The following is a 25,643-nucleotide window of genomic DNA, read 5'->3' on the forward strand; positions in this document are numbered from 1 at the left end:
CAGTCACTCCATGAGCGGGTGGATGGCCGAGGCGACCGCGTGGGCCCGGTGGGCCGCCAGTTCGGCGGTGTCGCCGTGGACCAGGACGAGGCCGGTGCAGGCGCGCTGGTCCCGCAGCGAGGTGATGGTGTCGCCCGGAGCGGCGGTCGGGTACCACTCCGGGTCGCCGGGGTACGCGGGCAGGGCGTCCAGGCCGGACCAACCGGCCAGGCGTCCCGGCCGCTCGGGGTAGATGAGGTTGAAGGCGACCGCCGGGCCGCCGGGGGAGGAGCCGTCCAGCAGTGCGGGGCGTACTCCCAGCGCCAGCTGCACCATGGCTTCGTAGACATTGGTGCCCAGCGACCGGCAGAGCGCCTCACCGACGAGTGCGCCACCGATGCGCGCGTTGATCTCGACCAGCTCCGGCCCCGCACCGGTCAGCACGAACTCCACGTGCGCGAAGCCCCGCTCGTGCCCGGCCACCGCCAGCACCTCCGAAACCCAGGCCCGCAGCACCTCCGTGTCCTTGTCACCGAAAGCGACCGGGAAGGCCGCCGACTCCTCCCGGAACCGGAACTCCCGCGACAGCTGACGGCTCGACACCCCGAGCAGCCGCGTCCGGCCCTGCCAGGTCAGCGTTTCCGCGCTGTACACCGGTCCGGCGAAGAACGGCTCCGCGATCAGCCGCCCCTTCAACGGACCCGCCGAAGCCAGCACCGCCCGCACCTCCTCGGCCGAGTGCACCAGCGAGACATCCCGCGACGAAGTACCCGCCGAATCCTTGACCACCAGCGGGAAACCCGAGAGCCCGGGCTCGGCGTCGACGGCGGTTCCCCGGCTCAGCCCTCGCTCGTGCAGCAGTTGCCGCACCCTGGCCTTGTCCCGCAGCGTTCGCACGGCGTCGACCGGCGGTCCCGGCAGGCCGAAATCCGCGGCCAGCCGGGCGCCGGGGATTGCCCAGGTGTCGGTCGAGCTGATCAGGCCCGCCAGGTCGGGCACCGCGGAAAGCGCTGTGGCGCAAGCGTTTGCGTCGAAGGTGTCCACGTCCACCACCTCGACCACGCCGACGCCGCTCAGCTCGTGCCGGTAGATCGACCGGTCGCCGGTGAACAGCACCAGGCGGTGGCCCAGCGCGCTCGCCGCGTCGGCGAGGCGGCCCAGTCCGAACGACAGCGCCTCCAGCAGCACGACGGTCATCGGCCCACCCGGTGCGCCCGCCGCGCCCAGTCCATTGTGGACCAGGGCAGGGTCAGCTCGGCCAGCGAAGCCACCTCCACCGGGAAGAGCAGCTCCGGATCGAGCGCGTCCTGGTGCCGCGAGAACACCTTGTCGACATAGCGATGACCGGTGTCCGCGCCGATCACCAGGAACATGCGCTCCGGCTCGGCGCGCGCCTCCCAACGCGCGGCCAGATAGGCCGCCCCGGTGGACAGCCCGGCGAACACCGCGTGCTCCCGCAGCAGGCCGACCGCCCCGGCCATGGCGTACCGGAAGTCCACCCAGTGCAGCCGGTCGTACAGCGTGTGCCGCACGTTGCCGAACGGGATCGAGCTGCCGATCCCGGCGATGATCGCCTCCGGATCGGACAGCCGCTCACTGCCGAAGCTCACGCTGCCGAACGGCTCGATCCCGGTGAGCCGCACGTCCGGATCGCGCTGCCGCAGCGACTCCACCAGCCCGCCGGTGGACGCCCCGGTGCCGACCGCGCCGACGACGGTGAGCGGCCCGGCTGGCAGCGCCCGCACGGCGATCTCGGCGAGTTCGGCGTACCCCGCGTAGTGCACCTCGTCGTGGTACTGCCGCATCCAGTGCATTTCCGGGTGCTCGGCCAGCAGCGCGCGCACCCGGCGCACCCGCCGTTCCTGGTCCAGTTGCAGGCTCGGCGACGGCGGCATCTGGTCCACCGTCGCACCGAGCACCTCCAGCTGCGCGCGGATCGTCGCGTCCACGGTGGTCGACGCGACGATGTGGCAGTGCAGGCCGTAGCGGTGGCAGGCCATCGCCAGCGCGAGCGCGTAGATGCCGCTGGAGGAGTCGATCAGCGTCTGCCCCGGCCGCACCATGCCACTGTCCAAAAGCGACCGGACCGCGCCGAGCGCGGCGTAGACCTTCATCGTCTCGAACCTGGCGAGCACCACGTTCGGCGCGAGCCGGATCAGGCTCGGGTCCTTGATCGCGTCGGTGATGTGCTCGTGCACCCCGGCCAGCACCGCGGTCTCCGGTGTGTGCGTCATCGGCCGATGGACCGCAGGTAGCGGGCCAGGTTCTCGGCCCCGTCGATGTTGCGCGGGCCGCTGACCAGTTCGCCGATCGACATCACGTGGAACCGGTTCTCCCGGACCGCGGGCGAGTTCTTCAAGCCCTCGAAGGACTTCACGAAGTCGATCTTCGCCTGGGCCGGCTGGTCGCCGTAGTCGACCACCACGATCACCTCCGGCTGGGCCCGCACCACCGGCTCCCAGCCGACCGAGCCCCAGCCGTCGGCCAGCTCGCCGAAGACGTTGCGCCCGCCGGCCGCGGCGATGAGGTCGGTGGGCGCGGCGTGCTTTCCCGCGGTGTACGGCTGGTCGGTGCCCGAGTCGTAGACAAAGACCCTGGCCGGTTCCGCCCCGGCGGGCACGCCCTTGCGCACCGCGTCCAGCCGTCCGCGCAGCTGCCCGACCAGCTCGGTCGCCCGCGCCTCGACGTGGAAGATCTTGCCCAGGTTCTCCAGGTCGGCGAACAGGGCGTCAAGCGGGGACACGTCGGCCTTCGCGGTGCCGTAGTCCCAGCAGGTCTCGGTGTGCAGGTAGCTCCGGATGCCCAGTTGCTCCAGCAGTTTCGGGGTGATGCCGCGCTCCTCGCTGAACCCGGAGTTCCAGCCGGCGAAGACCCAGTCGGCCTGCGCGTCGACGACGATCTCCCTGGTGATCCGCGCGGTGCCGAGCCGGGGCACCTTGGCGTAGTCCGCCTTGTACGCCGAGCCGTCGATGGACGGGTCCGCCACCTTGTTCAGCACGTACCCGCGCATCTTCCCGGCCAGCCCGAGCGCGAACATCTTCTCCGTGCCGCTGATGTCGTAGGACACCGCGCGCTGCGGAATCGGGTAGGTGACCTGCTCACCGCAGTTGGTCACGGTCGCGGTGGCGGCCTCGCCACCCGCCGGGGCCGGTGCGGGCTCGACGGTGGCGCCGCAGGCCGCCAGCAGCGCCAACACCGGGAGCAGCGGAACCAGGCGAGAACGGGTCTTCATGCGGTGTCTGTCCTTTCGGGACTTTCAGGACGTTCGGGATCGAGGTCGTAGAGCAGTTGCGGGATTCCCGTTCGCGGGTGGTCGACCACGCTGGCCCAGACGCCGAACACTTCGTGCACCAGCGCCGGGGTGAGCGTCTCGGCCGGGGAACCGCAGGCGACCAGCTCACCTTCACGCAGCACGGCGATGCGCTGGCACACCGCGGCGGCGAGGTTCAGGTCGTGCAGCGCGACCAGAACGGTCAGCCCGCACCCGGCCAGGAAGGTCAGCAACTCCACCTGGTGACGCACGTCGAGGTGGTTGGTCGGCTCGTCGAGCACCAGCACGCTCGGCTCCTGCACCAGCGCCCTGGCCATCAGCACGCGCTGGCGTTCACCACCGGACAGCGACAGCACGCTGCGCAACGCCAGGTGCGTGATATCCATGCGCCGCAACGCGTCCCGGCACAGCTGGCGTTCGCGGGCGGTGAGCCGGGCGTTGCCGCGCTGGTGCGGTGACCGCCCGAGCGCGACCACCTCCTCCACGGTGAAGTCCAGCTCGGCGCGGCTGTCCTGGGTGAGCGCGGCGATCGAGCGCGCGCTTTCGGCCAGCGGCACCCGGCTCAGGTCCTCGTCGTTGAGCAGGACCGCGCCGCCGCTCGGGCGCAGCGCGCGGTACACGCAGCGCAGCGCGGTCGACTTGCCGCTGCCGTTCGGCCCGACCAGGCCGACCACCTCGCCCTCCCCCACGTCCAGGCACAGCTCGCGGACCAGCGCCTTCCCGGCGACCTCGACCGAAACCTCCCGCAGCGAGAGCTTCGCCTGTCCCATCAGCGATCTCCGAACATGTACCCGCGCCGGCGCATCAGCACGATGAACACCGGCACCCCGATCAGCGCGGTGATCACGCCGATCGGCAGTTCCTCCGGCGCCACCACGATCCGGGCCAGCACGTCCACCCAGACCAGGAAGATCGCCCCGGCCAGCGGCGCGATCGCGAGCACCCGGCGATGACTGGAGCCGACCACGATCCGGACCACGTGCGGCAGCACCAGCCCGACGAACGGGATCGCGCCGCTGACCGCCACCAGCAGCCCGGTCGCGCCCGCGGTGAGCAGGAACAGCCCGCGCCGCAACGCCGCCGCGTCCACACCGAGGCTGGCCGCGGTCTCGTCACCGAGCGAGAGGATGTCGAGCGGCCTGCTCTTTCGCAGCAGCACGACGATGGTCACCACCACCGCGGCCGCGGCGATCGGCAGCGACTGCCAGCTGGCCGCGCCCAGGCTGCCGAGCAGCCAGAACAACACCGTCTGCGCGGCCTGGCTGTTCGGCGCGAGGAACACGATCATGCTCATCACCGCCTGGAAGGCGTAGGCGAGCGCGACCCCGGTCAGCACCAGCCGCAACGGCGTGAGCCCGAGTGCGCTGCGTGCGGCCAGGTAGACCAGCACGGTCGCGATCAGCGCGCCGAGAAAGGCCGCCACCGACATGGCGAGCACCCCGAGCGAGGCGAACACACCGAACACCACGACCGCGGTCGCGCCGACCGAGGCACCCGAGGAGATGCCGAGCACGAACGGTTCGGCCAGCGCGTTGCGCACCAGCGCCTGGAGCGCGACGCCCACCACGGCCAGCCCCGCGCCGACCACCACCGCGAGCAGCACCCGTGGCGTGCGCACGTCCCAGACGATCGAGTACCCGGTCAGCTCGGCCTGGCTGATCGAGCCGCCGGTGAGCGCGGCACGCAGGTAACGCAGCACCTCGTCGAGCGGCACCACGGTCGGGCCGAGCGCGATCCCGGCGAGCACGGAAACCAGCAGCACCAACGAAAGCACGACTATGCCGCCGGTGAGCCCGCCCCTGGCGGGCGCGCCGGACTCCGAAGGCTCGGCGAGCAGGCGCCAGCTCGGCTCGCCGCGCACCTCAGTCCGCACGACGGCCACGCACGATCAGCCGCCGGGCGTGGTTGTCGTACGGACTGCCGTCGAAGCCGCCGAAGCACTCGACCCCGGTGAAGCCCGCCTCCTCGAACAACGCCCGCAGTTCGGCGGCGCTGTAGAGGAAACTGGTGATGGTCGCGTGGCGCGCGGTTTCCCCGGTCACGAGCGTCCACTCGGTACGGAGACGGGTCCAGTCGTCGAGAATGGTGTCGCGCATGAACACCGTGCCCTCGTCCACGTCGACGGCCTGCGGGCGACCGACCCAGCTCGCCAGCACCTCCTTGCCCAGCACGTCGACCAGCAGCGAGCCACCGCGATCGAGGCTGGCGTGGGCGTTGCGCAGCACGCGCAGGTTGTCGGCGGGATCGTCGAAGTAGCCGAACGAGGTGTAGAGGTTGAGCACCACGTCGAAGCCGCGTTCTTCGGTGAACTCCAGCATGTCGGCCTGGACCAGGCGGACCTCGACCCCGGCCTCACGGCAGGCTTCGCTAGCCCGCGCCAGCATGACCTCGCTCAGGTCCACCCCGGTGACCCGGTCGCCGCGCTGGGCCAGCGGCACCAGGTGGATCGCCGGCCCGCAGCACAGGTCGAGCACCCTGGCCCCGGCGGGAAAGGCCAGCAACGGCGATTTGGCGACGAGCTCGGCGGCTTCGGCTGCCCTGCGCCGGGAGAACATCGCCCCGGCGAAACCGGCCCACAGGTCGTCATCGTCGTACCAGGCCATGCACCCCGTCCTTCACTCCGTCAGCCGTTCGAAGTGGAGGTCGTCGGCGCGGCGCGTCCGGTTCCCGGGCCACCCGGATGGAGCAGTCAGACGGGCAGGCCGTCGCGCAGCCGGGTCACCGCGGTGACGATCGCGCCCGCCTGCACCCCGGCCAGCTTGTGCGGTGGCACGAGGGTGCCCGGCGCGCGTTCGGCGACTTCGGCGCACCAGCGCTCGAACACCGGCGTCAGCGTCGCCCGCGCGGCCTCGATCTCCGGTGACGCCGGCTCGTCGGCGAACAACCGCAGCAGCATTCCGGCGCACCGCAGGCGGATCACGCTCGGCCACACCTGCCCGCCGGAGAACCGGAACCAGCGCAGCGAATCGGTGATCGCGCGTTCGAACGGGCTGCGCCCGCTCAGCCGGACCGGCCGCAACAACTCGGTGAAGAACTCCAGGTCCTGGTCGTAGCTTCCGTCCCGGTGGGCCGTGCCGTGGTCGATCCACAGCGGGAGTTCGCTGATCAGCACCGAACTGCCGTAGCGCGCGGAGTAGTCACGCGTGCTGCCGCCGATGAGCAGCGGGCCGCCCATCGCCTCGGCGAGCATGCCGAACGAAGGCATCTCGAACACCGCGGGCGCGAGCGCGCGGGCACCCGGCGCGTCCGGTTCCCCGCTGTCCAGCGGAATCCCGGCTTCGTCGAGCAGCGCGGTCAGCGCGGCGTAGTAGGTGGCGTCGCCGCGACCGGAGACGTAGAAGAAGCCGCCGCCGAAGTCCGCGTTGTGCAGGGAGGCGATCAGCTGCGGGCGGGTGGCGTCGATCAGCTTCATCAGCGCCCTGGTCTCCGGGATGGGCGTGCCGATGGTCCGGCCCCGCCATTCGACCGGGAAGGTCCACTCCACCTGCTCGTCGCTCGGCGGCCGGTAGAAGTTGCGGGCCACGTGGTCGCGGGTGAGCGGGCCGTCGAACCAGCCCTCGTTCAGCCGCGTGCCGTCGGGATCGGCGCACGGCACAAAATGCCAGGTAGCGTCGAGGGTGTCGCGCAGCTCGGTGTCCTGGGCGAGCACGCGGATCAGCTGCCTGATGGTGAGCAGGCCGATCGGCTCGTTGGGGTGCGGGCTGCCGATCACCACCACCTGCCGGTCCCCGTCCCCGACCCGGACGTGGTGGATCGGATCACCCAGCTTCGAGTGGCCGAGCACGGCCACCGAGACCGTGCCGGGGTGCTTCTCGGCGATCTCGGCGGTGAACCGGTGCATCCGGTCGACCGTGGGAAAACCGGTGGCCGGTTCCATCGACGCGGTGATCCTGGCGACCTCGTCCACGACACACTCTCCGGATTGATAATTTGATTACTGTAATAATCAGATTACCATCGTCAGGGTGAAACGGACCGTGCTCAAGGCGCGCAATCGGGAAGCACTGATCGAGGCCTGTCTCGCCGAGGTCGCCGCGCACGGCTACCGCGACGCCCGCCTGGAGGACATCGCCGAACGGGCCGAGCTGAGCACCGGTGCGATCTACTCGATCTTCGGCAGCAAGCGGAACCTGCTGGCCGCCTCGATGGACCAGCTCGCCGGGGAACTGGCCGCCGAGCTGGACGTGCTCGCCGATCCGGAGCTGCCGGTGGGCGAGGTGCTGCGTGGCGCGGCCAGGGTGTGGATGCGGATGGCCGCGAGCGAGGGCGCGCGCGACCGGTTCGCGTTCGAACTGGAAGCCACCGCGGCCGCGCTGCGCGAACCGTCACCGGGGCAGCCGATCCCGGTGCAGCGGCTGCGCGAGCTGCTCACCGGACGCCGGTTCCGCGGCGGCCGGACCACCGGTGAACAGGCGCGGCGGCTGAGCCTGGCCGCGCACGCCCTGCTCAGCGGACTGGCGCAGCGCGCACTGCTGGACCCGCCTTCGGTGTCCGCAACAGAAGCCGAGGACGCCGCCGCGGCGCTGGTACACCTGCTCTGCTAGCCGGTTTTCACAGATCCGCGAGTGCCCGCACCGGGGCCTCGACGCAGTCGGCGACGAAGCGGAGGAAGCCGCCCGCGGTGCCGCCGTCGCAGACGCGGTGGTCGAAGGCGAGCGTGAGCTGGCAGACCTTCCGCGCGACCAGCGTGCCGTCGACCACCCACGGCCGGTCGATGATCCGGCCCATGCCGAGGATCGCCGCCTCCGGGTGGTTGATGATCGCCGCCGAACCGTCCACTCCGAACACGCCGTAGTTGTTCACCGTGAAGGTGCCGCCGGTGAGGTCCGCCGGGGTCAGCTCCCCCGCCCGCGCCGCCGCGGTCTTCTCGCGCAGCGCGGCCGACAGCTCGCGGGTGCTCAGCACCTGCGCGTCGCGGACCACCGGCACGACGAGCCCGCGATCGGTCTGCGCGGCGAACCCGAGGTGCACCTGGTCGAGCACCACGATCGCGTCCCGCTCGACGCGCGAGTTCAGCTCGGGGTACTTCTTCAGCCCGGCCACGGTGAACCGGGCGAGCAGCGCGAGCAGGCCCACACCGTCGAGCTGGTCACGGGCGGCGAGCAACTCGGTGGCGTCGACGTCCACCCACACGGTCGCCTCGGGAATCTCCCGCCGCGAGGTCGACAGCTTGTCGGCGACCGCCTTCCGCATACCCTTCAACGGAATCCGGCGACCCCCGGTAGAAGCAGTGCGCCCGGCGATCTCCCGTTCCACATCGCATCGCCGGATCACCCCGTGCGGACCGCTGCCGGGCACCGCGGTGAGATCGACCCCGTTCTCCTTGGCCAGCAGGCGCACGATCGGCGAGATGACCGCCGTGGTCGTGCGTGCGGGAGCCACCGCGACGGGGGCGGCGGCGGGACGCCGGGGTGACCGGCGACGCCGCCGCGTGGACGCCGACGTGCCGTAGCCGATCAGCACGTTGCCGCTCTCTTCGGTGCCGCTCTGTTCAGTGCTGCCGGCAGGCTCCGGGACCACCACGCCCGGTTCGGTGAATCCCGGAGCCGGCCCGCCCACGCTGAGCAGCGGCGCACCGACGGGCAGCGTTTCACCCGCGGCGCCGTGCAGCGCGGTCACTTCTCCCGCGAAGGGAGACGGTACTTCGACCGCCGCTTTGGCGGTCTCCACCTCGACCACCGGCTGGTCCACGGTGATCGTCTCGCCGACCGAAACCAGCCAGCGCACGATTTCCGCCTCGGTCAGCCCTTCACCGAGGTCGGGGAGCTTGAACTCAGGCAACGCCGACCACTCCGTCCACCCGGTCGTCCCACTGCAGGCGCGCGATCGCGTCCAGCACCCGGTCCACGTTCGGCAGGTGGTGTTCCTCCAGTTTCGGTGGCGGATAAGGGATGTCGTAACCGGTGACGCGCAGGATGGGCGCGTGCAGGTGGTGGAAGCAGCGCTCGGTGAGCCGCGCGGCGACCTCGGCGCCGTACCCGCAGAACCCGGACGCCTCGTGCACCACCACCGCGCGGCCGGTCTTGCGCACCGACGCGGCGACCGTCTCGTCGTCGAACGGCGACAGCGTGCGCAGGTCGACGACCTCCACGTCCCAGCCTTCTTCCCCGGCCGCTTCGGCGGTTTCCAGCGCGACCGGCACCATCGGGCCGTAGGCGATCAGCGTGACGTCGGCCCCGGCGCGCCGCACCACCGCGCGGTCCATCGGCACCCCGGCGCCGAAGTCCACTTCGGACTTACCCCAGTAGAGGCGCTTCGGCTCGAGGAAGATCACCGGGTCCGGCGAGTCGATCGACGCGCGCAGCAGGTGGTAGGCGTCCTCCGGGGTGCCCGGCGTGACCACCCGCAGCCCCGGCGTGTGCGTGTAGTACAGCTCCGAGGAGTCGCAGTGGTGCTCGACCCCGCCGATCCCGCCGCCGTAGGGGATCCGGATGACCACCGGCACCTCGACCCGGCCCCGCGTGCGGTTGCGCAGTTTCGCCAGATGGCTGGTGATCTGCTCGAACGCCGGATAGGCGAAGGCGTCGAACTGCATCTCCACCACCGGGCGCAGGCCGTTCATCGCCATGCCGATCGCGGTGCCGACGATGCCGGACTCGGCCAGCGGGGTGTCGAACACGCGCTTCTCGCCGAACCGCGCGGCGAGCCCGTCGGTCACCCGGAACACGCCGCCGAGCGGGCCGACGTCCTCACCGAAGACCAGCACGCGGTCGTCGGCGTCGAGCGCGTCGGCCAGGCCGCGGTTCAGCGCGCCCGCCATGGAGAGGGTCATCGAAGCTCCTCGGCGAGGTGGGCCGCCTGCTCCCGCAGGGCGGGCGTCGGCTGGGCGTAGACGTGCTCGAACAACTCGGCCGGATTCGGCTCCACGTCGGCGTTCATCCCGTCACGCACCTTCGCGGCGAATGCCTCGGCCTCGGCCAGCACGGCGTCGCGACGGGCGTCGTCGAGCAGGCCGCACGAGCGGAGGTAGGCCTCGATGCGGTCGAGCGGGTCGCGGCCGAGCCAGTAGGCCACCTCACTCGGGTCGCGGTAGCGGTTCGCGTCGTCGGCGTTGGTGTGCGCTTCGATGCGGTACGTCCTGGCCTCGATCAGCGTCGGCCCACCGCCTTCGCGCGCGGCCTGGACCGCGTCGCGCACCACCGCGTACACCGCGGCCGGGTCGTTGCCGTCGACCAGCACGGACGGCACGCCGTAACCGATTCCCTTGTGCGCCAACGAAGGCGCCGCGTTCTGCTTGCTCATCGGCACGCTGATCGCGTACCCGTTGTTCTGCACCAGGAACACCACCGGCGCCTGCCACACCCCGGCGAAGTTCAGCGCCTCGTGCGTGTCGCCCTCACTGGTCGCGCCGTCGCCGAGCAGGACCAGCGCGACGCTGTCCTCCCCCTTGAACCGCGCGGCGTGCGCGACGCCGACGGCGTGCAGCGTGTTCGTGGCCAGTGGGGTGCACTGCGGGCCGACGCGGTGCTCGTACGGGTCGTAACCCAGGTGCCAGCCGCCCTGGAGCAGCGTGAGCGTCTCGATCGGGTCGACGCCGCGCGTGACCAGCGCGACCGAGTCGCGGTAAGTGGGGAACAGCCAGTCGCGCTCGTCGAGTGCCAGCACGGCCCCGACCTCGCAGGCCTCCTGCCCGCGCGAGGACGGGTAGACGGCCAGCCTGCCCTGCTTGGTCAGCGCGGTGGCCTGGGCGTCGAAGCGGCGGCCGAGCACCATCCGCCGATGCAGGTCGAGCAGCACCTCGTCCCCGGGCATCGGCAGAACCGGCTCCGGCAGCGGCTCGCCGGCCGCGGTGAGCAGGGCGAGCGGCTCGGCCGATGGCAGCAGGCCGCGCTCGGAACTGGTGACCGTCGTCATGGCGCGAATGCTCCGCTGCCGCGCGGCCAATATTCCAGACCGAGGCCGATTCTCCGGACGTTTGACTTCTGAACGCCGTTAGGGTGGGCCACATGGCCGCACTCGATGAGACCGATCGCCGAATCGTCAAGGAGCTGCGCGCGGACGGCAGGCTGTCCATGCGCGCGCTCGCCGAACGCCTGCACATCTCGCGGGCGGCGGTCTACTCGCGGGTCGACCGCCTGCACCGCGACGGGGTGATCACCGGCTACAGCGCGGTGATCGACCCGGAACGCGCGGGGCTGGGCATCTCGGCGTACGTGTACCTGAAGATCAGCCAGCACTCGTGGCAGGCGGTGCGCAAGCGGGTACTGGAGATCCCGGAGGTCTGGCACGGCGCGCTGGTCTCCGGTGAACACGACATCGTGTTACTGGTCCGCGCACCGGACGCCTCCAGCCTCCGGCAGCTGGTACTGCACCGGCTGCAAACCATGCCTGACGTGCTGTCGAGCCATACCGTGCTGATTCTCGACGAGTTGCACAGCCTGGAGAGCATTGACGTGAATTAGAACACGTTCTACCGTAACCGGGTGCTCACCCAGCCGTTCGCCGAAGCGATCGCCGAAGCCGAGAAGATCATCACCGGGGCTCCGCACATCCGGACCGACCAGGACCTGACCGAGGGGTACGACTACCTCGCCGGCAGCATCCGCGCGTCGTTGCAGATGGCGTGGGCCTACGAGCGGGACTTCCCGTACTTCGTGCAGTCCACCGGGCCGTACACGAAGATGGGCCTGGACAATCCCGACACCCTGTACTTCCACGCCTACCTGCGCGACAACGCCGAGTACGTGGTCACCGGCCGCCGGGGCACCACCACGGACCTGAGCTTCCAGGTGCTGGCGGGCGACTACACCCCGGTCGACGTGCCGGACAGCGTCACCGCCTTCGACGACCGGTCCATCCGGATCGAGCCGGACGGGACGTTCGAGATCCGGTTCGGGCCGGAGAAGTCCAGCGACCCCAACTACTTCACCCTCGCCCCCGGCTCGGCGATGCTGGTCGCGCGCGAGGTCTACAGCGACTGGACCGAGGAACGCGGCACGCTGCGCATCCACCGCGCGGACCGCGTCGGCGAGGTGCCGCCGCGCCCGTCGCAGGACAAGATGACCAAGCGGTACGGCGTGGCCGGGAAACTGCTGCTGAACCGGCTGCACACGTTCCTGAAGTTCCCGGACTGGTTCTACCTCAAGCTGCCGGTGAACACGATGACCGAACCGCGGTCCACCCCTGGCGGGCTGACCACGCAGTTCTCCTCGGCCGGGCACTACGACCTGACCGACGACGAGGTGCTGGTGGTCACCGTGCCCGCGTCCGACGCGCCGTACCAGGGCATCCAGCTGGGCAGCCGGTGGTACGTCTCGCTCGACTACGCCAACCACCAGACCAGCCTCAACACCTCGCAGGCGCGCGTCGATCCGGACGGCAAGATCCGGTTCGTGGTCAGCGAGCGGAACCCGGGGCTGGCGAACTGGCTGGAGCGCACCGGGCACGCGCAGGGCTTCGTGCAGATCCGCTGGCAACGGCTGTCCCGCGAGCTGAAACCCGAGGACGGGCCGGAGGTGGAGGTGGTGCCGTTCGGCGAACTCCCCCGCCGGTTGCCGTACTACCAGCAGGCCAGGGTCACCCCGCGTGAGTACGCGGGCCGGATCGCGGCCCGGCAGGCCGCCTTCGCCACCAGGATGCTCGGATGACGATGCTCGAGGGCAAGGTAGTGGTGGTCTCGGGCATCGGCCCGGGACTCGGCCGGTCGATCGCGGTTCGCGCCGCGGCGGCGGGCGCCGACGTGGTGCTGGCCGCGCGCACCGAATCACGGCTGGAAGAGGTGGCGAAGGAGGTCACCGCGCTGGGCCGCCGGGCGCTCTGCGTACCGACGGACATCGCCGACGAATCCGCCGCCGAACGACTCGCCACGCGGTCCGTCGACGAGTTCGGCCGGGTGGATGCCTTGGTGCACAACGCGTTCGCCTTCCCGCCGATGGGCGACCTGCTCGATGCCGACCCGGCCGCGATCCGCACCGCGCTGGACACCACGGTGCTCGCGGCACTGCGGCTGACCCGCCTGTTCACCCCGGCACTGGCCGATGTGGACGGTGCGGTGGTGATGATCAACTCGGCGGTGATCCGGCACTCGCGGCGGACCTTCGGCGCGTACAAGATGTCGAAGACGGCGCTGCTCTCGCTGGCGCAGTCGCTGGCCACCGAACTCGGCCCGCGCGGCATCCGGGTGAACACGGTGGCACCGGGCTACATCTGGGCCGACGCGCTGAAGTGGTACTTCGGCCACCTGGCGAAGGAACGCGGGACCACGCGCGAAGAGGTCTACGCCGAGACCGCGGCGACCACCGACCTGCGGCGGCTGCCCGAACCGGACGAGATCGCCGACACCGTGGTGTTCCTGGCGTCGTCGATGGCCTCCGGGATCACCGGGCAGTGCCTGGACGTCAACTGCGGCGAATTCCACCACTGAAGGGGCGCGCATGGAACGGGATTCGGTCGGCACGGTCGAGGACCTGCACGCGTCGGCCACCAAGGTGACCGGGCTCGAGGACTTCGGCGTGGACGACTACACCGAAGGCCTGGCAGTGCTGCTCGACGCGTACGCGCGCGAAGCGGAACTGACACCGTTCGGAAAGAAGATCAAACGCGCGTTCCTGCGCGGTGCCCTGATAGCGCGGCTGCTCAGCGAAGCGGGCTGGAAGCAGCACCCGGGATACGCGGACGTCCCGGTGGAGCGGCCGATCTTCGTCACCGGCCTGCCACGCACCGGCACCACGGCGCTGCATCGGCTGCTCACCGCCGATCCCGCACACCAGGGCCCGGAGCTGTGGCTCACCGAGGTCCCGCAACCACGGCCACCGCGCGAGACGTGGGAGTCGAACCCGGTTTTCGCCCGCATCCAGGCCGGGTACGAGCAGCACCACCAGGAGCACCCGGAATTCATGGGCCTGCACTACAGCTCGGCCGAACAGGTCGAGGAATGCTGGCAACTGCTGCGGCAGTCGATGCGGTCGATCTCGTTCGAATGCCTGGCCCACGTACCGTCCTATTCGGACTGGTTGCGCGAGCAGGACTGGACGACGGCCTACCGCAGGCACCGCGATGTGCTCCGCCTGATCGGCCTGCACGACGCCGATCGACGGTGGGTGCTGAAGAACCCGAGCCACCTTTTCGCCTTGGACGAGCTGCTCACGGTGTACCCCGACGCACTGGTCATCCAGACCCACCGCGCCCCACGCACCGCGATCGCCTCCGTCTGCAGCCTGAACGAAAACGCCGCCGCGGACTGGTCGACCGCGTTCAAGGGCGAGGTCGTCGGCAAGAGCCAGCTGGCCCTATGGTCGCGAGGCCTGGCCGACTTCCGCGAGGCCCGCGCAAAGCACGACGCGAGCCAGTTCTACGACGTCCAGTACGAGGACTTCGTCGGCGACCCCATCGGCACGGTAGAAGCGGTCTACCAGCACTTCGGCCTGACCCTCACCGAGGATGCCCGATCCCGCATGGTCACCCTCCACGCCGAAAGCCGCTCGGGCGCACGGGCTCCCGCACACCGGTACACCCTGTCGGACTTCGGCCTCACCGAGGCGGATGTGGACGCCGCTTTCCCCGCGTGACTCACCTCCCGAGTGGCTCGGGCGTGAGGGGTGCAGTCGGTTTCGGTGGTGTGACGCCATCCGGCAGGTCGCGAAGCTTGTGGTCGGCCCGGCACAACCCGAGGAGGGTGGACGCCCGGTCGGGCAGCCGTTCTTCCAGCCTTCGCCGGTGCTGTCGCAGTGATCAAGGTCGCCGAACTGCACAGGCCGTGTACACCCCGGACGACGACATTCGCGATCCCTGACCCGCACCAACTCATCCAGCCCAGCCCTGGGCCGATACCGACGACGGCCGAGTTCTCTCACCTCTTCCGCCACTCCGCGCTTCATCGAAGACGCACGGGTGAACGAGACCACCTGCACACAAACGTTCGAAACGCGAGACAAAAAACCACCCGCCACACAGCCCTGCCCATACCCTCCCCGCTACGCCAACCCCCGAATCGCCCGGGAAGGCGGCCGGTTCCCCTTGATCGAAGCCACCATCTCCAACACCTGCCGCGTCCTCTTCACCTCATGCGCCCGAAAAACCGCCGCCCCATCCGCCGCCGCCAAAGCCGTAGCCGCCAAAGTCCCGTCGACCCGCTCCGACAACTCCACCCCCAGCGTCTCCCCCACAAAGTCCTTGTTGGACAGCGCCATCAAAACCGGCCACCCCGTCGCCGCCAACCGATCCGCATACCTCAACAACGCCAAACTATGCCAAGTGTTCTTACCAAAATCATGCGTCGGATCAATAAGAATCCCGGCCCGCGGCACCCCCAAAACCACAGCCGCCTCGGCCCGCAACGTAGTCTCTTCGATCACCTCGGCGACCACATCCGGATACCGCACCCGAAACGGCCGAGTCCGCGGCACCGCATTCCCGGTATGCGAACACACATACCCAGTCCCGAACTCCGCCGCGACCTCCACCAGGCCAGGATCCGCCCCCGCCCAGGTGTCGTTCAGCAGATCCGCGCCCTCCAGGCAAGCCGCCCGGCCGACCGACGCCCGCCACGTATCGACGCTGATCACCAGCTCGGGGTGCCGCGAACGCACCTCCGCCACCAGTGGCACCACCCGGCGGATCTCCTCGGCCACGGTCACCTCATCACCCGGCCCGGCCTTCACCCCGCCGATGTCCACCAGGTCCGCGCCCTCCGCCACCGCGCGGTCGACCGCGGCCAGCGCCTTCTCGTCGCTGAAGGTGGCCCCGCGGTCGTAGAACGAGTCGGGCGTGCGATTGACGATCGCCATCACCAGCGCGCGGTCGGTGACGATCCGGCGGCCGCGGAAGCACAGTTCGGCGGGCGCGTGAGTTCCCTCGTCGGCAGTCACGCGGGATACGATTCCAGACAGTGCCGGGACCACTACCGAGGAGGCCTGGGATGCGTCAGTTGAGCGCGCTCGACGTGCAGTTCCTGAACGCCGAATCCGCCACCACCACCGGCCACGTCGGCGGCCTGTCGATACTCGACCCGTCGACCGCGCCGCGCGGGCTGGTCACCGTGGAGGACATCCGGGCGTTGATCGCCAAACGCCTGCACCTCGCCGGCCCGCTCCACTGGCGCCTGCTCGAAGTCCCGCTGAACCTCGACCACCCGTACTGGGTCGAGGACACCGACTTCGACCTCGAGTTCCACGTCCGCGAGATCGCGCTGCCCGCCCCCGGCAACGAGCAGCAGCTCGCCGAGCAGGTCGCCAGGATCGCCGCCCGCCCGCTGGACCGGCGCCGCCCGCTGTGGGAGGCCTACCTCATCCAGGGCCTCGAACACGGCCGCATCGCGCTCTACACCAAGGTCCACCACGCCGCCATCGACGGCGTCTCCGGCGCGGAACTGCTCGGCGTGCTGATGGACCTGACCCCCGAACCACGCCACGTCGACCCACCGGACAGCCGCCAGGTCGAAGGCCCGCCCCCGACGCTTTCCCTGCTCGCCACCGCCGCCCGCAGGCTCGCGCTCCAGCCGGTGAAGATCGCGCTGTCGGTGCCGAAGATGCTGCCGCACCTGGGCGAACTCCCCGGCGCGGCCAGGATTCCCGGCGCCGCCGCGCTGGCGAAGGCCACCGGGAAGCTGGCCAGGGCGGCCAGGCTCGGCCCCGGCCGCCACGAGGCGGAACGACCGGTGCTGGTCCCGCCGGACACCCCGTTCAACGGCCCGATCACCCAGCACCGCCGGTTCGCCTACGGCTCGCTGCCGCTGGACGAGGTCAAGCGGATCAAGAACACCTTCGGCTACACGGTCAACGACGTGGTGATGGCGTTGTGCGCCGGCGCGCTGCACCGCTGGCTGGCCGAGCACCAGGCGATCCCGGCGACCCCGCTGGTCACCCTGGTGCCGCTGTCGGTGCGCACCCCGCAGCAGGCGGGCTCCGCGGGCAACCAGATCTCGGTGCTCCAGGCGCCGCTGCCGGTGCACATCGCCGATCCGAAGGCACGGCTGGACGAGGTGGTCTCGGCGATGGCCACGGCCAAGCAGCGCTACCGGCCGCTGCCCGCGTCCTGGCTGGTCGACTTCAGCGCCATGCTGCCCGCCGCGCTCGGCGCGCTCTCGGCCCGCGCGCTGATGAAGTTCGCCGGCGCCACTTCGCCGTTGGTCAACCTGGTCATCTCGAACGTGCCCGGCGTGCAGATGCCGCTCTACACCGCGGGCGCGAAACTGCTCGGGCACTACCCGGTCTCGGCGATCACCGACGCGAGTGGCGGGATCAACATCACCGCGATGAGCTACGACGGCAAGCTGGACTTCGGCATCGTCGTCTGCCGGGAGCTGGTCCCGGACGTCTGGAGCCTGATCGACTACCTTCGCGACGCACTGGACGAACTGGGCAAGCTGGCCGACGAGGAAGGGGCACGGTGAACGAGCGCACGGTCGAGGCGAACGGGATCGAACTCTGCTACGAGGTCTTCGGCGAGCCGGACGGCCGCCCGCTGCTGCTGATCATGGGCCTCGGCGGGCCGATGACCTGGTGGGACGAGGAGTTCTGCGAGCAGCTCGCCGACCGCGGCTTCCGGGTGATCCGCTACGACAACCGTGACACCGGCCGCTCCACCGCGATGCACGGCCGCGCCGGGCTGCTGCCCGCGCTGCTGCTGCGCCGGTCGCCGTACCAGCTGACCGATCTCGCCGACGACGCCGCGGCGCTGCTGGACGCGCTGGAGATCCCGGCCGCGCACGTGGCCGGGGTGTCGATGGGCGGCATGATCGCGCAGACGCTGGCCATCCGGCACCCGTCGCACGTGCGCTCGCTGACCTCGATCATGTCCACCACCGGCAGCAAGCTGGTCGGCCTGCCCAGCCCGCGCGCGTTGAAGTCGCTGCTGCAACCGGCCGCGAAGGACCGCGAGGCCTACATCGAGCAGATGATCCGGACCTTCCGCGTGATCGGTTCGCCCGGTTACCCGGCTCAGGAGGAACGCCTGCGGGCACGCGCGGCCACCACCTACGACCGCGGCGCGAACCCGGCGGGCACGATCCGCCACCTCGGCGCGATCATGGCCGCTCCCGACCGCACCTCGGCACTGCGGAAGCTGCGGATCCCGGCGCTCGTGGTGCACGGCGCGGCGGACCCGCTGGTGAACCCGTCGGGCGGCCGGGCCACCGCGCGCGCCATTCCCGGCGCGGAACTGGACATCGTGCCAGGAATGGGACACGACACCCCGCCAGAACTGTGGCCGCGGTTCATCAACGGCATCGTGCGCACGGCCGATCGTGCCGAAGCCGTAGCCGATCGTCACATTGACACCGCCTGAGCGGTCTCCTTACGCTCGGTCGGCCATGCGACGGTGGCCGGAAGCCGGTGAGAATCCGCACGGTCGCGCCACTGTAACCGCCAACGGGAGTCAGACCCGCCGCCGTCGCGAACACCGACCGGGCCGCGAAAGCCCAAGGAGGTTTCCCCGTGACCCAAGCAGCGGTTCCCCTTCCCAGCACGCCCGAACTCCGCATCCCGATCCGCGAAATCCTGCCGTGGGCCGTGTTCATCGGCGTGCTCGCGCTGGTCGTGCTCTACTTCGTCAGCACCGAGCAGGGCGCGCTCGCCCTGTTTTCCAACGGTTACGTGCACGAGTTCGTGCACGACGGCCGCCACCTGCTCGCCTTCCCCTGCCACTGAGCGCGGCGTCATGGTGAGGACCTTGCTGGTCCGCGGCTTGCTCGCGGGCCTGGCCGCCGGTGTGCTCGCGGCGATTTTCGCGTTCTTCGTCGGAGAACCGCCGGTCGACGCCGCCATCGGTATCGAAGAGGCGGGCACATCGGCGCATTCGCACGAAGAAGCCGGTGGGCATTCGCACGGCGAAGAAGAGGCAGAACTCGTCAGCCGGGACGTGCAGAGCACGCTCGGGCTGCTCGTCGGCGTCGGCGCGTACGCGATCGCCGGCGGCGGGCTGTTCTCGCTCGCCTTCGCCTTTTCCTACGGCCGCCTGGGTTCGCTGCGGCCGCGGGCGTTGTCCGCGTTGCTCGCGGTGGCCACGTTTGTGGTGGTCGTCGGCGTGCCGTTCCTGAAGTACCCGGCGAACCCGCCCGCGGTCGGGCAGAGCGAAACCATCGGCGACCGGACCGGGCTGTACTTCGGTTTTGTCGCGCTGTCACTGGTTTTCGCGATCGGCGCGGCCGTGCTCGGGCGCCGGATCGGCGGCTGGAACGGCGGGCTGGCCGGGGCGGGCGCCTACGTGGTGCTGGTTTCGGTGGCGGCCGCGCTGCTGCCGTCGATCGACGAAGTGCCTGACGGCTTTCCCGGTTCCACCTTGTGGACCTTCCGGATCGCCTCGCTCGGCACGCAACTGGTGCTGTGGGTGGCGCTCGGCCTGGTCTTCGGCGCACTGGCCGAACGGGTGCTCACCGGACGGCGGGCCGAGGCCCAGCTCGCACGGTGAAATCGAGGACGCCCGCTCAGGTCGATTCGATCAGCTCCAGCAGGCGGCGCGTGTCGAGGTGTTCCTCGACCGCGTCCGCCAGCCGGTCGAGCATTTCCTCGCGCAGCAAGGAAAAGCTCCGCGCGCCGGCGGCGGGTGCCCAGGTGGTGCCCGCCTGCTCGGCGGCCGCGGTGAGCCACGCGCGGCGGAAGCCGTCGTTGTCGAAGGCGCCGTGCCAGGTGGTGCCCCAGACCGAACCGTGCCGCCAGCCGTCGAGGAACGGCTCGGCGGCCCCTTCCAAGTGGACGGTGCCGTGGTGGATTTCGTAGGCGTCGACCGGATGTCCGCGCCATTCGCCGCGTGGCCGTCCGAGCACCTTCGCCGCGTCGAAGGTGACCGACGTCGGCAGCAGTCCCAGTCCGTCGACCGCGCCGGCGCCGGATTCCACGTCGTCGGTGATGCGGCGGGCGAGCATCTGGTGCCCGCCGCAGATGCCGAGCACCGGGCGCCCGTCGGCGGCACGCCCCCGGACCACGTCGGCCAGGCCGCGGTCGGTCAGCCAGCGCAGATCGTCCACAGTGGCCCGGCTGCCCGGCAGCACGACCACGTCCGCGCCCGCGACCACGTCCGGATCGGCGGTCACGGAAACCTCCACGCCCGGCTCGGCGGCGAGCGCGTCCACGTCGGTCGCGTTGGAGGCGCGGGGAAAGCGCACCACCGCGACACGCAGCGGGCGGCTGCCGGAGACCCGGGTGCGGTCGCGGCGCCAGCCCGCGACGGCCAGCGCGTCCTCCGAATCGATCCACACCCCGTCGAGCCAGGGCAGCACGCCGTAGAACGGGCGGCCGGTCCGCTCCTCCAGCGCGTCGAGCCCCGGCTTGAGCAGCGCCGGGTCGCCGCGGAACTTGTTCACCACCCAGCCCGCGATCAGTTCCTGGTCCTCGGGTTCGAGCAGCGCCAGCGTGCCGTACATGGCCGCGAACACGCCGCCGCGATCGATGTCGCCGACCACCAGCACCGGCAGCCCGGCCTCACGCGCGAGCCCCATGTTGACGTAGTCGCCCGCGCGCAGGTTGATCTCCGCCGGACTGCCCGCGCCCTCGCAGATGACCACGTCGAAGCGGGTCCGCAGCTCGCGCAGCGCCCCGAAGGCGATCTGCGCCAGCCCGGCGCGGCCGGTGGCGAACTCTCCCGCCTCCAGCGTGCCGAACGGCTTGCCCAGCGCGATCACATGGCTGCGGCGGTCGCTGCCGGGTTTGAGCAGCACCGGGTTCATCGCGGCTTCCGGCTCGACGCGGCACGCCTGCGCCTGGAGCCACTGCGCGCGGCCGATCTCGGCGCCGTCGGCGCAGACCATCGAGTTGTTCGACATGTTCTGCGCCTTGAACGGCGCCACCCGCACGCCCCGGCGGGCCAGCCAGCGCCCGAGCGCGGCGGCGACCAGGCTCTTGCCCGCGTCCGAAGTGGTCCCGGCGACCAGCAGCCCGCTCATCGGCTCACCGCCGAAACGGCCGCGGCGGCGACCGCGGCGAGCGCGCCGACGGACAGGGACAAGCGCACCGCCCGGCGCAGGTCGGCCGGTCGCGGGGAGGGGCCGTCACCGAGATGACCACGTTCGGAAACCGTGCCGCCGTAGCGGTTCACCCCGCCCAGCCGGACGCCGAGCGCGCCGGCGAAGGCCGCTTCCACCTGGCCCGCGTTCGGGCTCGGGTGGACTCCGGCGTCACGCCGCCACACGTCGAGCACGCGCCGGGCGCGGCGACCGGCGCACACCGCGGTGAACAGCGCGGCCGCCCGCGCCGGAACCAGGTTCGCGACGTCGTCGGCACGCGCGGACGCCCAGCCGAAGCGCTCGTACCTCGGCGAACGGTGCCCGACCATCGCGTCCAGGGTGTTCAGCGCGCGGTACCCGAGCAGACCGGGAACCCCGGCGAGCGCACCCCAGAACAGCGGCGCCACCACGGCGTCGGAGGTGTTCTCGGCGATGGACTCGGTGGCCGCGCGGGTGAGTTCGCCCAGGTCCAGCTCGGCGGCGTCGCGGCCGCACAGGTGGGGCAGCCGGGCGCGGGCGCCGTCCAGGTCACCGGCTTCGACCAGCTCCGCCATCGCGGTGCCCTCGGCGGCCAGCCCGCGCCCGCCGAGCACCACCCAGGTGGCGGTCGCGGTGGCGAGGAAGCGCAGCGGAGCCGGGGCGACACGCTCGGCCACCACACCGAGACCGGTGGCCGTCGCGGTACAGATGAGCAGGTGAACCACGCCGCGCGGGCGGGAGTCCGCCCAGATCCGCCGCTCCAGCGCCGTGGCCAGGCCGCCGAACCAGGCCACCGGATGGGCCCGGCGCGGGTCGCCGAACAGGCGGTCGGCGGCGTACCCGGCGAGCAGTCCGGCCGCCCGGACCGGGTCTCGCGGCCGGAAACGGTCTTGATCCACCGGATGCAGCACTGTGCGACCCTAGCCGGTGGGCCAGAATGCCGAGCATGAGTACGCACCTGCGGCGCGTGGCCCGGCTCGCGGCCACCCGCCTGGACGCCGGCGCGAAGGCGCTGCGCCGGTACGCCCGTGGCCAGGACGGCAAGGTCCTGGTGCTCGGCGGCGTCCGGTCGGGCAAATCGCGGCATGCCGAACGGCTGCTGGCGCGGCACCCGCACGTGGTCTACCTGGCCACCGGGCTGCCGCCCAGCGACGACGATCCCGAGTGGGCGGCGAGAGTGGCCGCCCACCGCGCACGCAGACCGGCGGGCTGGCGCACGGTCGAGACCGCTGATCTGGCCGGTGCGCTGCGCACGGCGTCCGCACCGGTGCTGATCGACTGCTTCGGCACCTGGCTGTCGCGGGTGCTGGGCGAGGTCGGTGCCTGGGACCAGGCCGACGGCTGGCAGCAGCGCCTCGACGACCACCTGCTCGACTTCGTCGACGCGTGGCGGACCGCGCGGGTGCCGGTGGTCGCGGTGAGCAACGAGGTCGGCAGCGGCGTGGTGCCCGGCACCTTCTCCGGCCGTGTGTTCCGCGACGTGCTGGGCGCGCTGAACAGCGAGGTGGCCGCGCATTCGGACCAGGTGGTCCTGGTGGTCGCCGGGCGCGCGCTCGAACTCTCCGGAAAGGACGGTTGATGAAGATCACCCCACCTTCGGCGGCGGCGCGCGAGGACGCGCTGACCCGGCTGGACGGCCTGGTGAAACCGCTGGGCTCGCTGGGCCGCCTGGAGGAACTGGCGGCCTGGCTGAGCGCCGCCCACGACGCGGTTCCGCCACGCGAACTCGCGGACGTGCGGGTCGCGGTGTTCGCCGGGGACCACGGCATCACCGCTTCGGCGGTTTCCGCCTATCCGCGGGAGATCACCGCCGCGATGGTGCGGATCTTCCTCGCCGGGACGAGCGGGGTGACCGTGCTCGCGCGGCAGGTGGGCGCGAAGGTGAGGGTGTTCGACATCGCGGTGGATGCCGATGGCCTGCCCGAAGAGGTCACCGCGCACAAGATCCGCCGCGGCTCGGGCTCGATCGATCGTGAGGACGCGCTGGCGCCCGGCGAAGCGAGCCGGGCCTTCGACGCGGGCCGCCGGATCGCCGACGCCGAGATCGACGACGGTGCCGACCTGCTGATCCCCGGGGACATGGGGATCGGGAACACCACGGTCGCGGCCGCGCTGGTGGCCGCGCGGCTGGGCCTGCCCGCCGAGGAGGTGGTCGGCACCGGCACGGGCGTCGACGAGGCGGGGCGTGCGCGCAAACTCGAAGCCGTCACGGCCGCGCTCGCGCGCACCGGTGAACGCGCTGACGACCCGTTCGACCGGCTCACCGCGCTCGGCAGCGCCTGTGCCGCCGCCACGGCGGGTTTCCTGGTCCAGGGCGCCGTGCGCGGGGTGCCGGTGGTCCTCGACGGCGTGTTCTCCGGCGCGGCGGCGCTGGTGGCGCAGGACATCGCGCCGGGGGCGGTGGCCTGGTGGCTCGCCGGGCACCGGTCCACCGAACCCTCGCAGGCGCACGCGCTCAAGGCGCTCGGGTTGGAGCCGATCCTGGACCTGGGGCTACGCCTCGGCGAAGGCAGTGGCGCGGTGCAGGCAGTGCCGGTACTGCGGGCGGCACGGGCGGTCCTCGCCGAGATGAGTTCGCTGGCCGACCTGTCGTGACACGAGCTGTTTCGACGAGTCCGCCGGGCAAGTCCGCCGCGATGTGGGACGTTGCGATGAATTCGCCACGCGAGCGCGCCTCGACACGAGCCGTTGCGATGAATTCGCCAGGCGTGCCTGTGGTGACGCGAGCTGTTTCGATGAGTCCGCCACGCGGGCCCGTCGAGACGCGAGCCGTCTCGACGAATCCGCCAGGCGTGCCTGTGGTGGCGCGGGCCGTTGCGGTGGTTCGTCGGGTGGGCTGTCTTGATGCGTAACGCGGTTCGCATGGCTGTGGGCACGTTGACGGTTCTTCCGGTCCCCGCGCCCAGCGTGATCGACGCGCGTGTGGCTCGCGGGGCGATGTTGCTGGCGCCCCTGGCGGTGTTGCCGCTGGCCGCCGCCGGGGCGTTGCTCACCCTGGTGCCGCTGCCCGCGCTGCCGGTGGCCGCGCTCGCGCTGGGGGTGGTCACGCTCGGCAGCCGGGGCCTGCACCTGGACGGGCTGTCCGACACCGCGGACGGGCTGGCCGCTTCCTACGACCGCGAGCGCGCGCTGACCATCATGCGCAAGGGCGATTCCGGCCCGAGCGGGGTGGCCACGCTGGTCATCACCCTGATTGTCCAATGTGGAGCCCTGGCGGGCGCGATCGGCGCCGGGCACGGGGTTTTTGCCGTGCTGGTGGCGGTGCCGGCGGGACGTGTGCTGCTGGCGGCCGGTTGTGCGCGCGGAGTGCCGTCGGCCAGGCCGGAGGGCTTGGGCGCCACCGTGGCGGGATCGGTCCCGGTGCCCGGTGCGGTCATTTCGGTGGTGCTGTGCGCCGGACTCGCGGCCTGGGGTGGCACCTTCGCCGGTTTGCCGTGGTGGCAAGGGCTTCTCGCGGTGCTCGCGGCGGTGTGCGCGGGCGGACTGCTGCTGTGGCGGTGCGTCAAACGACTCGGCGGCATCACCGGCGACGTCCTCGGGGCGTGCGTGGAAACCGGCGTCACCGCGGCGTTGCTGGTTCTTTCAACGTAGTCACGACCTCTGCGAGCCGGTGCCAATACGACGGAGGCGCTCGCGGGCCTCGTTCTCCGTCAGCGAGGTGACGGGCTGCCCGACCGAATGCTGATACTTGGCGTCGTAAGCCCTGGTCCACACGCCGGCCGCCCACGACCGCTTGAGTTCGTCGGCGCTGAACTCCCGGCCCCGCGCCCGGCAATACGCGTCGAGAAACCGCTCGGTGTCCTCGACGGTGGCCAGTTCGTCCGCGTTGACGGTCGAATACAGCGCGGCGGCGAAGCCGACCAGGACGGCTTCGCTCTCAGCGATCAGGCTGTCCCAGTCATGCACCACCAGCAGCGTGTCCGCGCTCCAGCGCAGGTTTCCGGCAAGCCAGTCGCAGTGCCCGATCACGGCTTCGGATTCGCTGTCCCGAAGCCGGTCACGGGCACGGCGCCCGGCCTCGTCGATCCACTCCGGACCGGTCACCTCGTTGAGGTTGACCTCAGGGTCTTCTCCCGGGTACGGCCAGAGTCCGTCCGCGGTGTGGTTCCAGTCCGCCCACGACGGCACCGGGTCGAGCGTGGACACCTCGGCAGGCCGAGGGGCCAGCCGGATCAGCCTCGCGAACGCCTCGGCGAAGGCTTCGGCCGCGTGGTCCGCGCTCGGGAGCACCGCACCGCCGGGGACGTAGGCCTCCGCGGTGGCGACGTCCTCACCGAAAGGCTCGGCGCCGGTCAGCGGCCGGGGGCACGGATAACCGGCCTGGAACAGGCGGCGCTGGACTTCGACACAGGCCGCGATCCGCGGCGAGTCCGGACGAACCTTGACCACGACCTCGCGGTCGTCAGCCAGCCTCAGCCCGATGACGGCGGACAGGTGCCCGGAACTGAACATCTCCTCCACCGGCGGGCTGCCCAGATGCTGCTCGCACCACCGGGCAAGGAGGACGGGATCCACGGCACGCGAGCGAGTTGACACCGG

26 protein-coding genes and 1 riboswitch are annotated in these 25,643 nt (G+C 71.1%); of the genes, 12 read left to right on the forward strand and 14 right to left on the reverse strand.

Annotation, left to right across the window (positions count from 1 at the left end; translation table 11 throughout):
• Positions 1-3: 3 nt before the first annotated feature.
• The 7 genes from YIM_RS35155 to YIM_RS35185 form a co-directional block, all read right to left on the reverse strand.
• Positions 4-1,176: an ATP-grasp domain-containing protein gene (locus YIM_RS35155; RefSeq protein ID WP_153034406.1), complete on the reverse strand. Its 1,173-nt coding sequence runs from the start codon at positions 1,174-1,176 to the stop codon at positions 4-6.
• Positions 1,173-2,213 (reverse strand): pyridoxal-phosphate dependent enzyme, encoded by a 1,041-nt coding sequence (locus YIM_RS35160; RefSeq protein WP_153034407.1) that lies wholly within the window; start codon positions 2,211-2,213, stop codon positions 1,173-1,175. Before YIM_RS35160 ends, YIM_RS35155 begins: the two co-directional genes overlap by 4 nt.
• Positions 2,210-3,211, reverse strand: a complete 1,002-nt coding sequence (locus tag YIM_RS35165; RefSeq protein WP_153034408.1) for an ABC transporter substrate-binding protein — start codon at positions 3,209-3,211, stop codon at positions 2,210-2,212. The genes YIM_RS35160 and YIM_RS35165 overlap by 4 nt, the downstream gene beginning before the upstream one ends.
• A complete protein-coding gene (locus tag YIM_RS35170) occupies positions 3,208-4,020 on the reverse strand; it encodes an ABC transporter ATP-binding protein (RefSeq protein ID WP_153034409.1) in 813 nt (270 codons plus the stop codon). The genes YIM_RS35165 and YIM_RS35170 overlap by 4 nt, the downstream gene beginning before the upstream one ends.
• Positions 4,020-5,123: an iron ABC transporter permease gene (locus YIM_RS35175; protein WP_228004221.1), complete on the reverse strand. Its 1,104-nt coding sequence runs from the start codon at positions 5,121-5,123 to the stop codon at positions 4,020-4,022. The genes YIM_RS35170 and YIM_RS35175 overlap by 1 nt, the downstream gene beginning before the upstream one ends.
• Positions 5,113-5,853 carry a class I SAM-dependent methyltransferase gene (locus tag YIM_RS35180; protein WP_153034410.1) on the reverse strand — a complete coding sequence of 247 codons (741 nt, stop codon included), beginning with the start codon at positions 5,851-5,853 and terminating at the stop codon, positions 5,113-5,115. Before YIM_RS35180 ends, YIM_RS35175 begins: the two co-directional genes overlap by 11 nt.
• Positions 5,854-5,939: 86 nt before the next feature.
• Positions 5,940-7,157 (reverse strand): M14 family zinc carboxypeptidase, encoded by a 1,218-nt coding sequence (locus tag YIM_RS35185; protein ID WP_153034411.1) that lies wholly within the window; start codon positions 7,155-7,157, stop codon positions 5,940-5,942.
• Between the two features lie 58 nt (positions 7,158-7,215).
• On the opposite strand from YIM_RS35185, the gene YIM_RS35190 reads away from it, so the two are divergent.
• Positions 7,216-7,794: a TetR/AcrR family transcriptional regulator gene (locus YIM_RS35190; protein WP_194239857.1), complete on the forward strand. Its 579-nt coding sequence runs from the start codon at positions 7,216-7,218 to the stop codon at positions 7,792-7,794.
• A gap of 7 nt (positions 7,795-7,801) precedes the next feature.
• On the opposite strand, the gene YIM_RS35195 is transcribed toward YIM_RS35190, so the two are convergent.
• From YIM_RS35195 to pdhA, 3 genes are read right to left on the reverse strand one after another with little or no spacing between them, the layout of a single operon-like run.
• On the reverse strand, positions 7,802-9,031 hold the full coding sequence (locus YIM_RS35195; protein ID WP_153034413.1) for a dihydrolipoamide acetyltransferase family protein: 1,230 nt from the start codon (positions 9,029-9,031) through the stop codon (positions 7,802-7,804).
• Positions 9,024-10,022 (reverse strand): alpha-ketoacid dehydrogenase subunit beta, encoded by a 999-nt coding sequence (locus YIM_RS35200; RefSeq protein WP_153034414.1) that lies wholly within the window; start codon positions 10,020-10,022, stop codon positions 9,024-9,026. The genes YIM_RS35195 and YIM_RS35200 overlap by 8 nt, the downstream gene beginning before the upstream one ends.
• On the reverse strand, positions 10,019-11,104 hold the full coding sequence (gene pdhA / locus YIM_RS35205) for a pyruvate dehydrogenase (acetyl-transferring) E1 component subunit alpha (RefSeq protein ID WP_153034415.1): 1,086 nt from the start codon (positions 11,102-11,104) through the stop codon (positions 10,019-10,021). The genes YIM_RS35200 and pdhA overlap by 4 nt, the downstream gene beginning before the upstream one ends.
• 92 nt (positions 11,105-11,196) lie before the next feature.
• Between pdhA and YIM_RS35210 the strand changes: the two genes are divergently transcribed.
• From YIM_RS35210 to YIM_RS35225, 4 genes are read left to right on the forward strand one after another with little or no spacing between them, the layout of a single operon-like run.
• Positions 11,197-11,652, forward strand: coding sequence for an Lrp/AsnC family transcriptional regulator (locus YIM_RS35210; protein ID WP_113697212.1), 456 nt, complete (start codon positions 11,197-11,199; stop codon positions 11,650-11,652).
• Positions 11,653-11,673: 21 nt separating this feature from the next.
• A complete protein-coding gene (locus tag YIM_RS35215; protein ID WP_153034416.1) occupies positions 11,674-12,837 on the forward strand; it encodes a hypothetical protein in 1,164 nt (387 codons plus the stop codon).
• On the forward strand, positions 12,834-13,613 hold the full coding sequence (locus YIM_RS35220) for an SDR family oxidoreductase (protein ID WP_153034417.1): 780 nt from the start codon (positions 12,834-12,836) through the stop codon (positions 13,611-13,613). The genes YIM_RS35215 and YIM_RS35220 overlap by 4 nt, the downstream gene beginning before the upstream one ends.
• A gap of 10 nt (positions 13,614-13,623) precedes the next feature.
• Positions 13,624-14,757 carry a sulfotransferase gene (locus YIM_RS35225; protein WP_153034418.1) on the forward strand — a complete coding sequence of 378 codons (1,134 nt, stop codon included), beginning with the start codon at positions 13,624-13,626 and terminating at the stop codon, positions 14,755-14,757.
• A gap of 405 nt (positions 14,758-15,162) precedes the next feature.
• On the opposite strand, the gene folP is transcribed toward YIM_RS35225, so the two are convergent.
• On the reverse strand, positions 15,163-15,975 hold the full coding sequence (gene folP / locus YIM_RS35230; protein ID WP_153037449.1) for a dihydropteroate synthase: 813 nt from the start codon (positions 15,973-15,975) through the stop codon (positions 15,163-15,165).
• Positions 15,976-16,106: 131 nt separating this feature from the next.
• Here folP and YIM_RS35235 point away from each other — a divergent pair, with 131 nt between their 5' ends.
• The 4 genes from YIM_RS35235 (at position 16,107) to YIM_RS35250 (ending at position 19,594) form a co-directional block, all read left to right on the forward strand.
• Positions 16,107-17,579, forward strand: a complete 1,473-nt coding sequence (locus YIM_RS35235) for a wax ester/triacylglycerol synthase family O-acyltransferase (protein WP_153034419.1) — start codon at positions 16,107-16,109, stop codon at positions 17,577-17,579.
• On the forward strand, positions 17,576-18,472 hold the full coding sequence (locus YIM_RS35240) for an alpha/beta fold hydrolase (protein ID WP_228004222.1): 897 nt from the start codon (positions 17,576-17,578) through the stop codon (positions 18,470-18,472). Before YIM_RS35235 ends, YIM_RS35240 begins: the two co-directional genes overlap by 4 nt.
• A riboswitch (cobalamin riboswitch) is annotated at positions 18,472-18,591 on the forward strand. It overlaps the preceding gene by 1 nt.
• 30 nt (positions 18,592-18,621) lie before the next feature.
• The gene (locus YIM_RS35245) at positions 18,622-18,834 is read left to right on the forward strand and encodes a CbtB-domain containing protein (RefSeq protein ID WP_153034420.1); all 213 of its coding nucleotides are present in this window, start codon (positions 18,622-18,624) and stop codon (positions 18,832-18,834) included.
• A 10-nt stretch (positions 18,835-18,844) separates the two neighbouring features.
• Complete coding sequence (locus YIM_RS35250; protein WP_153034421.1) at positions 18,845-19,594, forward strand: CbtA family protein; 750 nt, start codon at positions 18,845-18,847, stop codon at positions 19,592-19,594.
• A 16-nt stretch (positions 19,595-19,610) separates the two neighbouring features.
• Here the strand turns inward: YIM_RS35250 and YIM_RS35255 are convergent, their stop codons facing one another.
• Both YIM_RS35255 and YIM_RS35260 read right to left on the reverse strand, forming a co-directional pair.
• Complete coding sequence (locus tag YIM_RS35255; RefSeq protein ID WP_153034422.1) at positions 19,611-21,065, reverse strand: cobyric acid synthase; 1,455 nt, start codon at positions 21,063-21,065, stop codon at positions 19,611-19,613.
• Complete coding sequence (locus tag YIM_RS35260) at positions 21,062-22,003, reverse strand: cobalamin biosynthesis protein (RefSeq protein WP_153034423.1); 942 nt, start codon at positions 22,001-22,003, stop codon at positions 21,062-21,064. The genes YIM_RS35255 and YIM_RS35260 overlap by 4 nt, the downstream gene beginning before the upstream one ends.
• Positions 22,004-22,041: 38 nt before the next feature.
• Between YIM_RS35260 and YIM_RS35265 the strand changes: the two genes are divergently transcribed.
• From YIM_RS35265 to YIM_RS35275, 3 genes are all read left to right on the forward strand, one after another.
• On the forward strand, positions 22,042-22,683 hold the full coding sequence (locus tag YIM_RS35265) for a bifunctional adenosylcobinamide kinase/adenosylcobinamide-phosphate guanylyltransferase (protein ID WP_153034424.1): 642 nt from the start codon (positions 22,042-22,044) through the stop codon (positions 22,681-22,683).
• Positions 22,683-23,699 (forward strand): nicotinate-nucleotide--dimethylbenzimidazole phosphoribosyltransferase, encoded by a 1,017-nt coding sequence (cobT, locus tag YIM_RS35270; RefSeq protein ID WP_153034425.1) that lies wholly within the window; start codon positions 22,683-22,685, stop codon positions 23,697-23,699. Before YIM_RS35265 ends, cobT begins: the two co-directional genes overlap by 1 nt.
• A 267-nt stretch (positions 23,700-23,966) precedes the next feature.
• The gene (locus YIM_RS35275; protein ID WP_228004223.1) at positions 23,967-24,695 is read left to right on the forward strand and encodes an adenosylcobinamide-GDP ribazoletransferase; all 729 of its coding nucleotides are present in this window, start codon (positions 23,967-23,969) and stop codon (positions 24,693-24,695) included.
• Here the strand turns inward: YIM_RS35275 and YIM_RS35280 are convergent, their stop codons facing one another.
• Positions 24,696-25,619 (reverse strand): phosphotransferase, encoded by a 924-nt coding sequence (locus tag YIM_RS35280; RefSeq protein ID WP_228004224.1) that lies wholly within the window; start codon positions 25,617-25,619, stop codon positions 24,696-24,698.
• Between the last annotated feature and the right edge of the window lie 24 nt (positions 25,620-25,643).

It is taken from the genome of Amycolatopsis sp. YIM 10, from assembly GCF_009429145.1.
Classification (GTDB): domain Bacteria; phylum Actinomycetota; class Actinomycetes; order Mycobacteriales; family Pseudonocardiaceae; genus Amycolatopsis.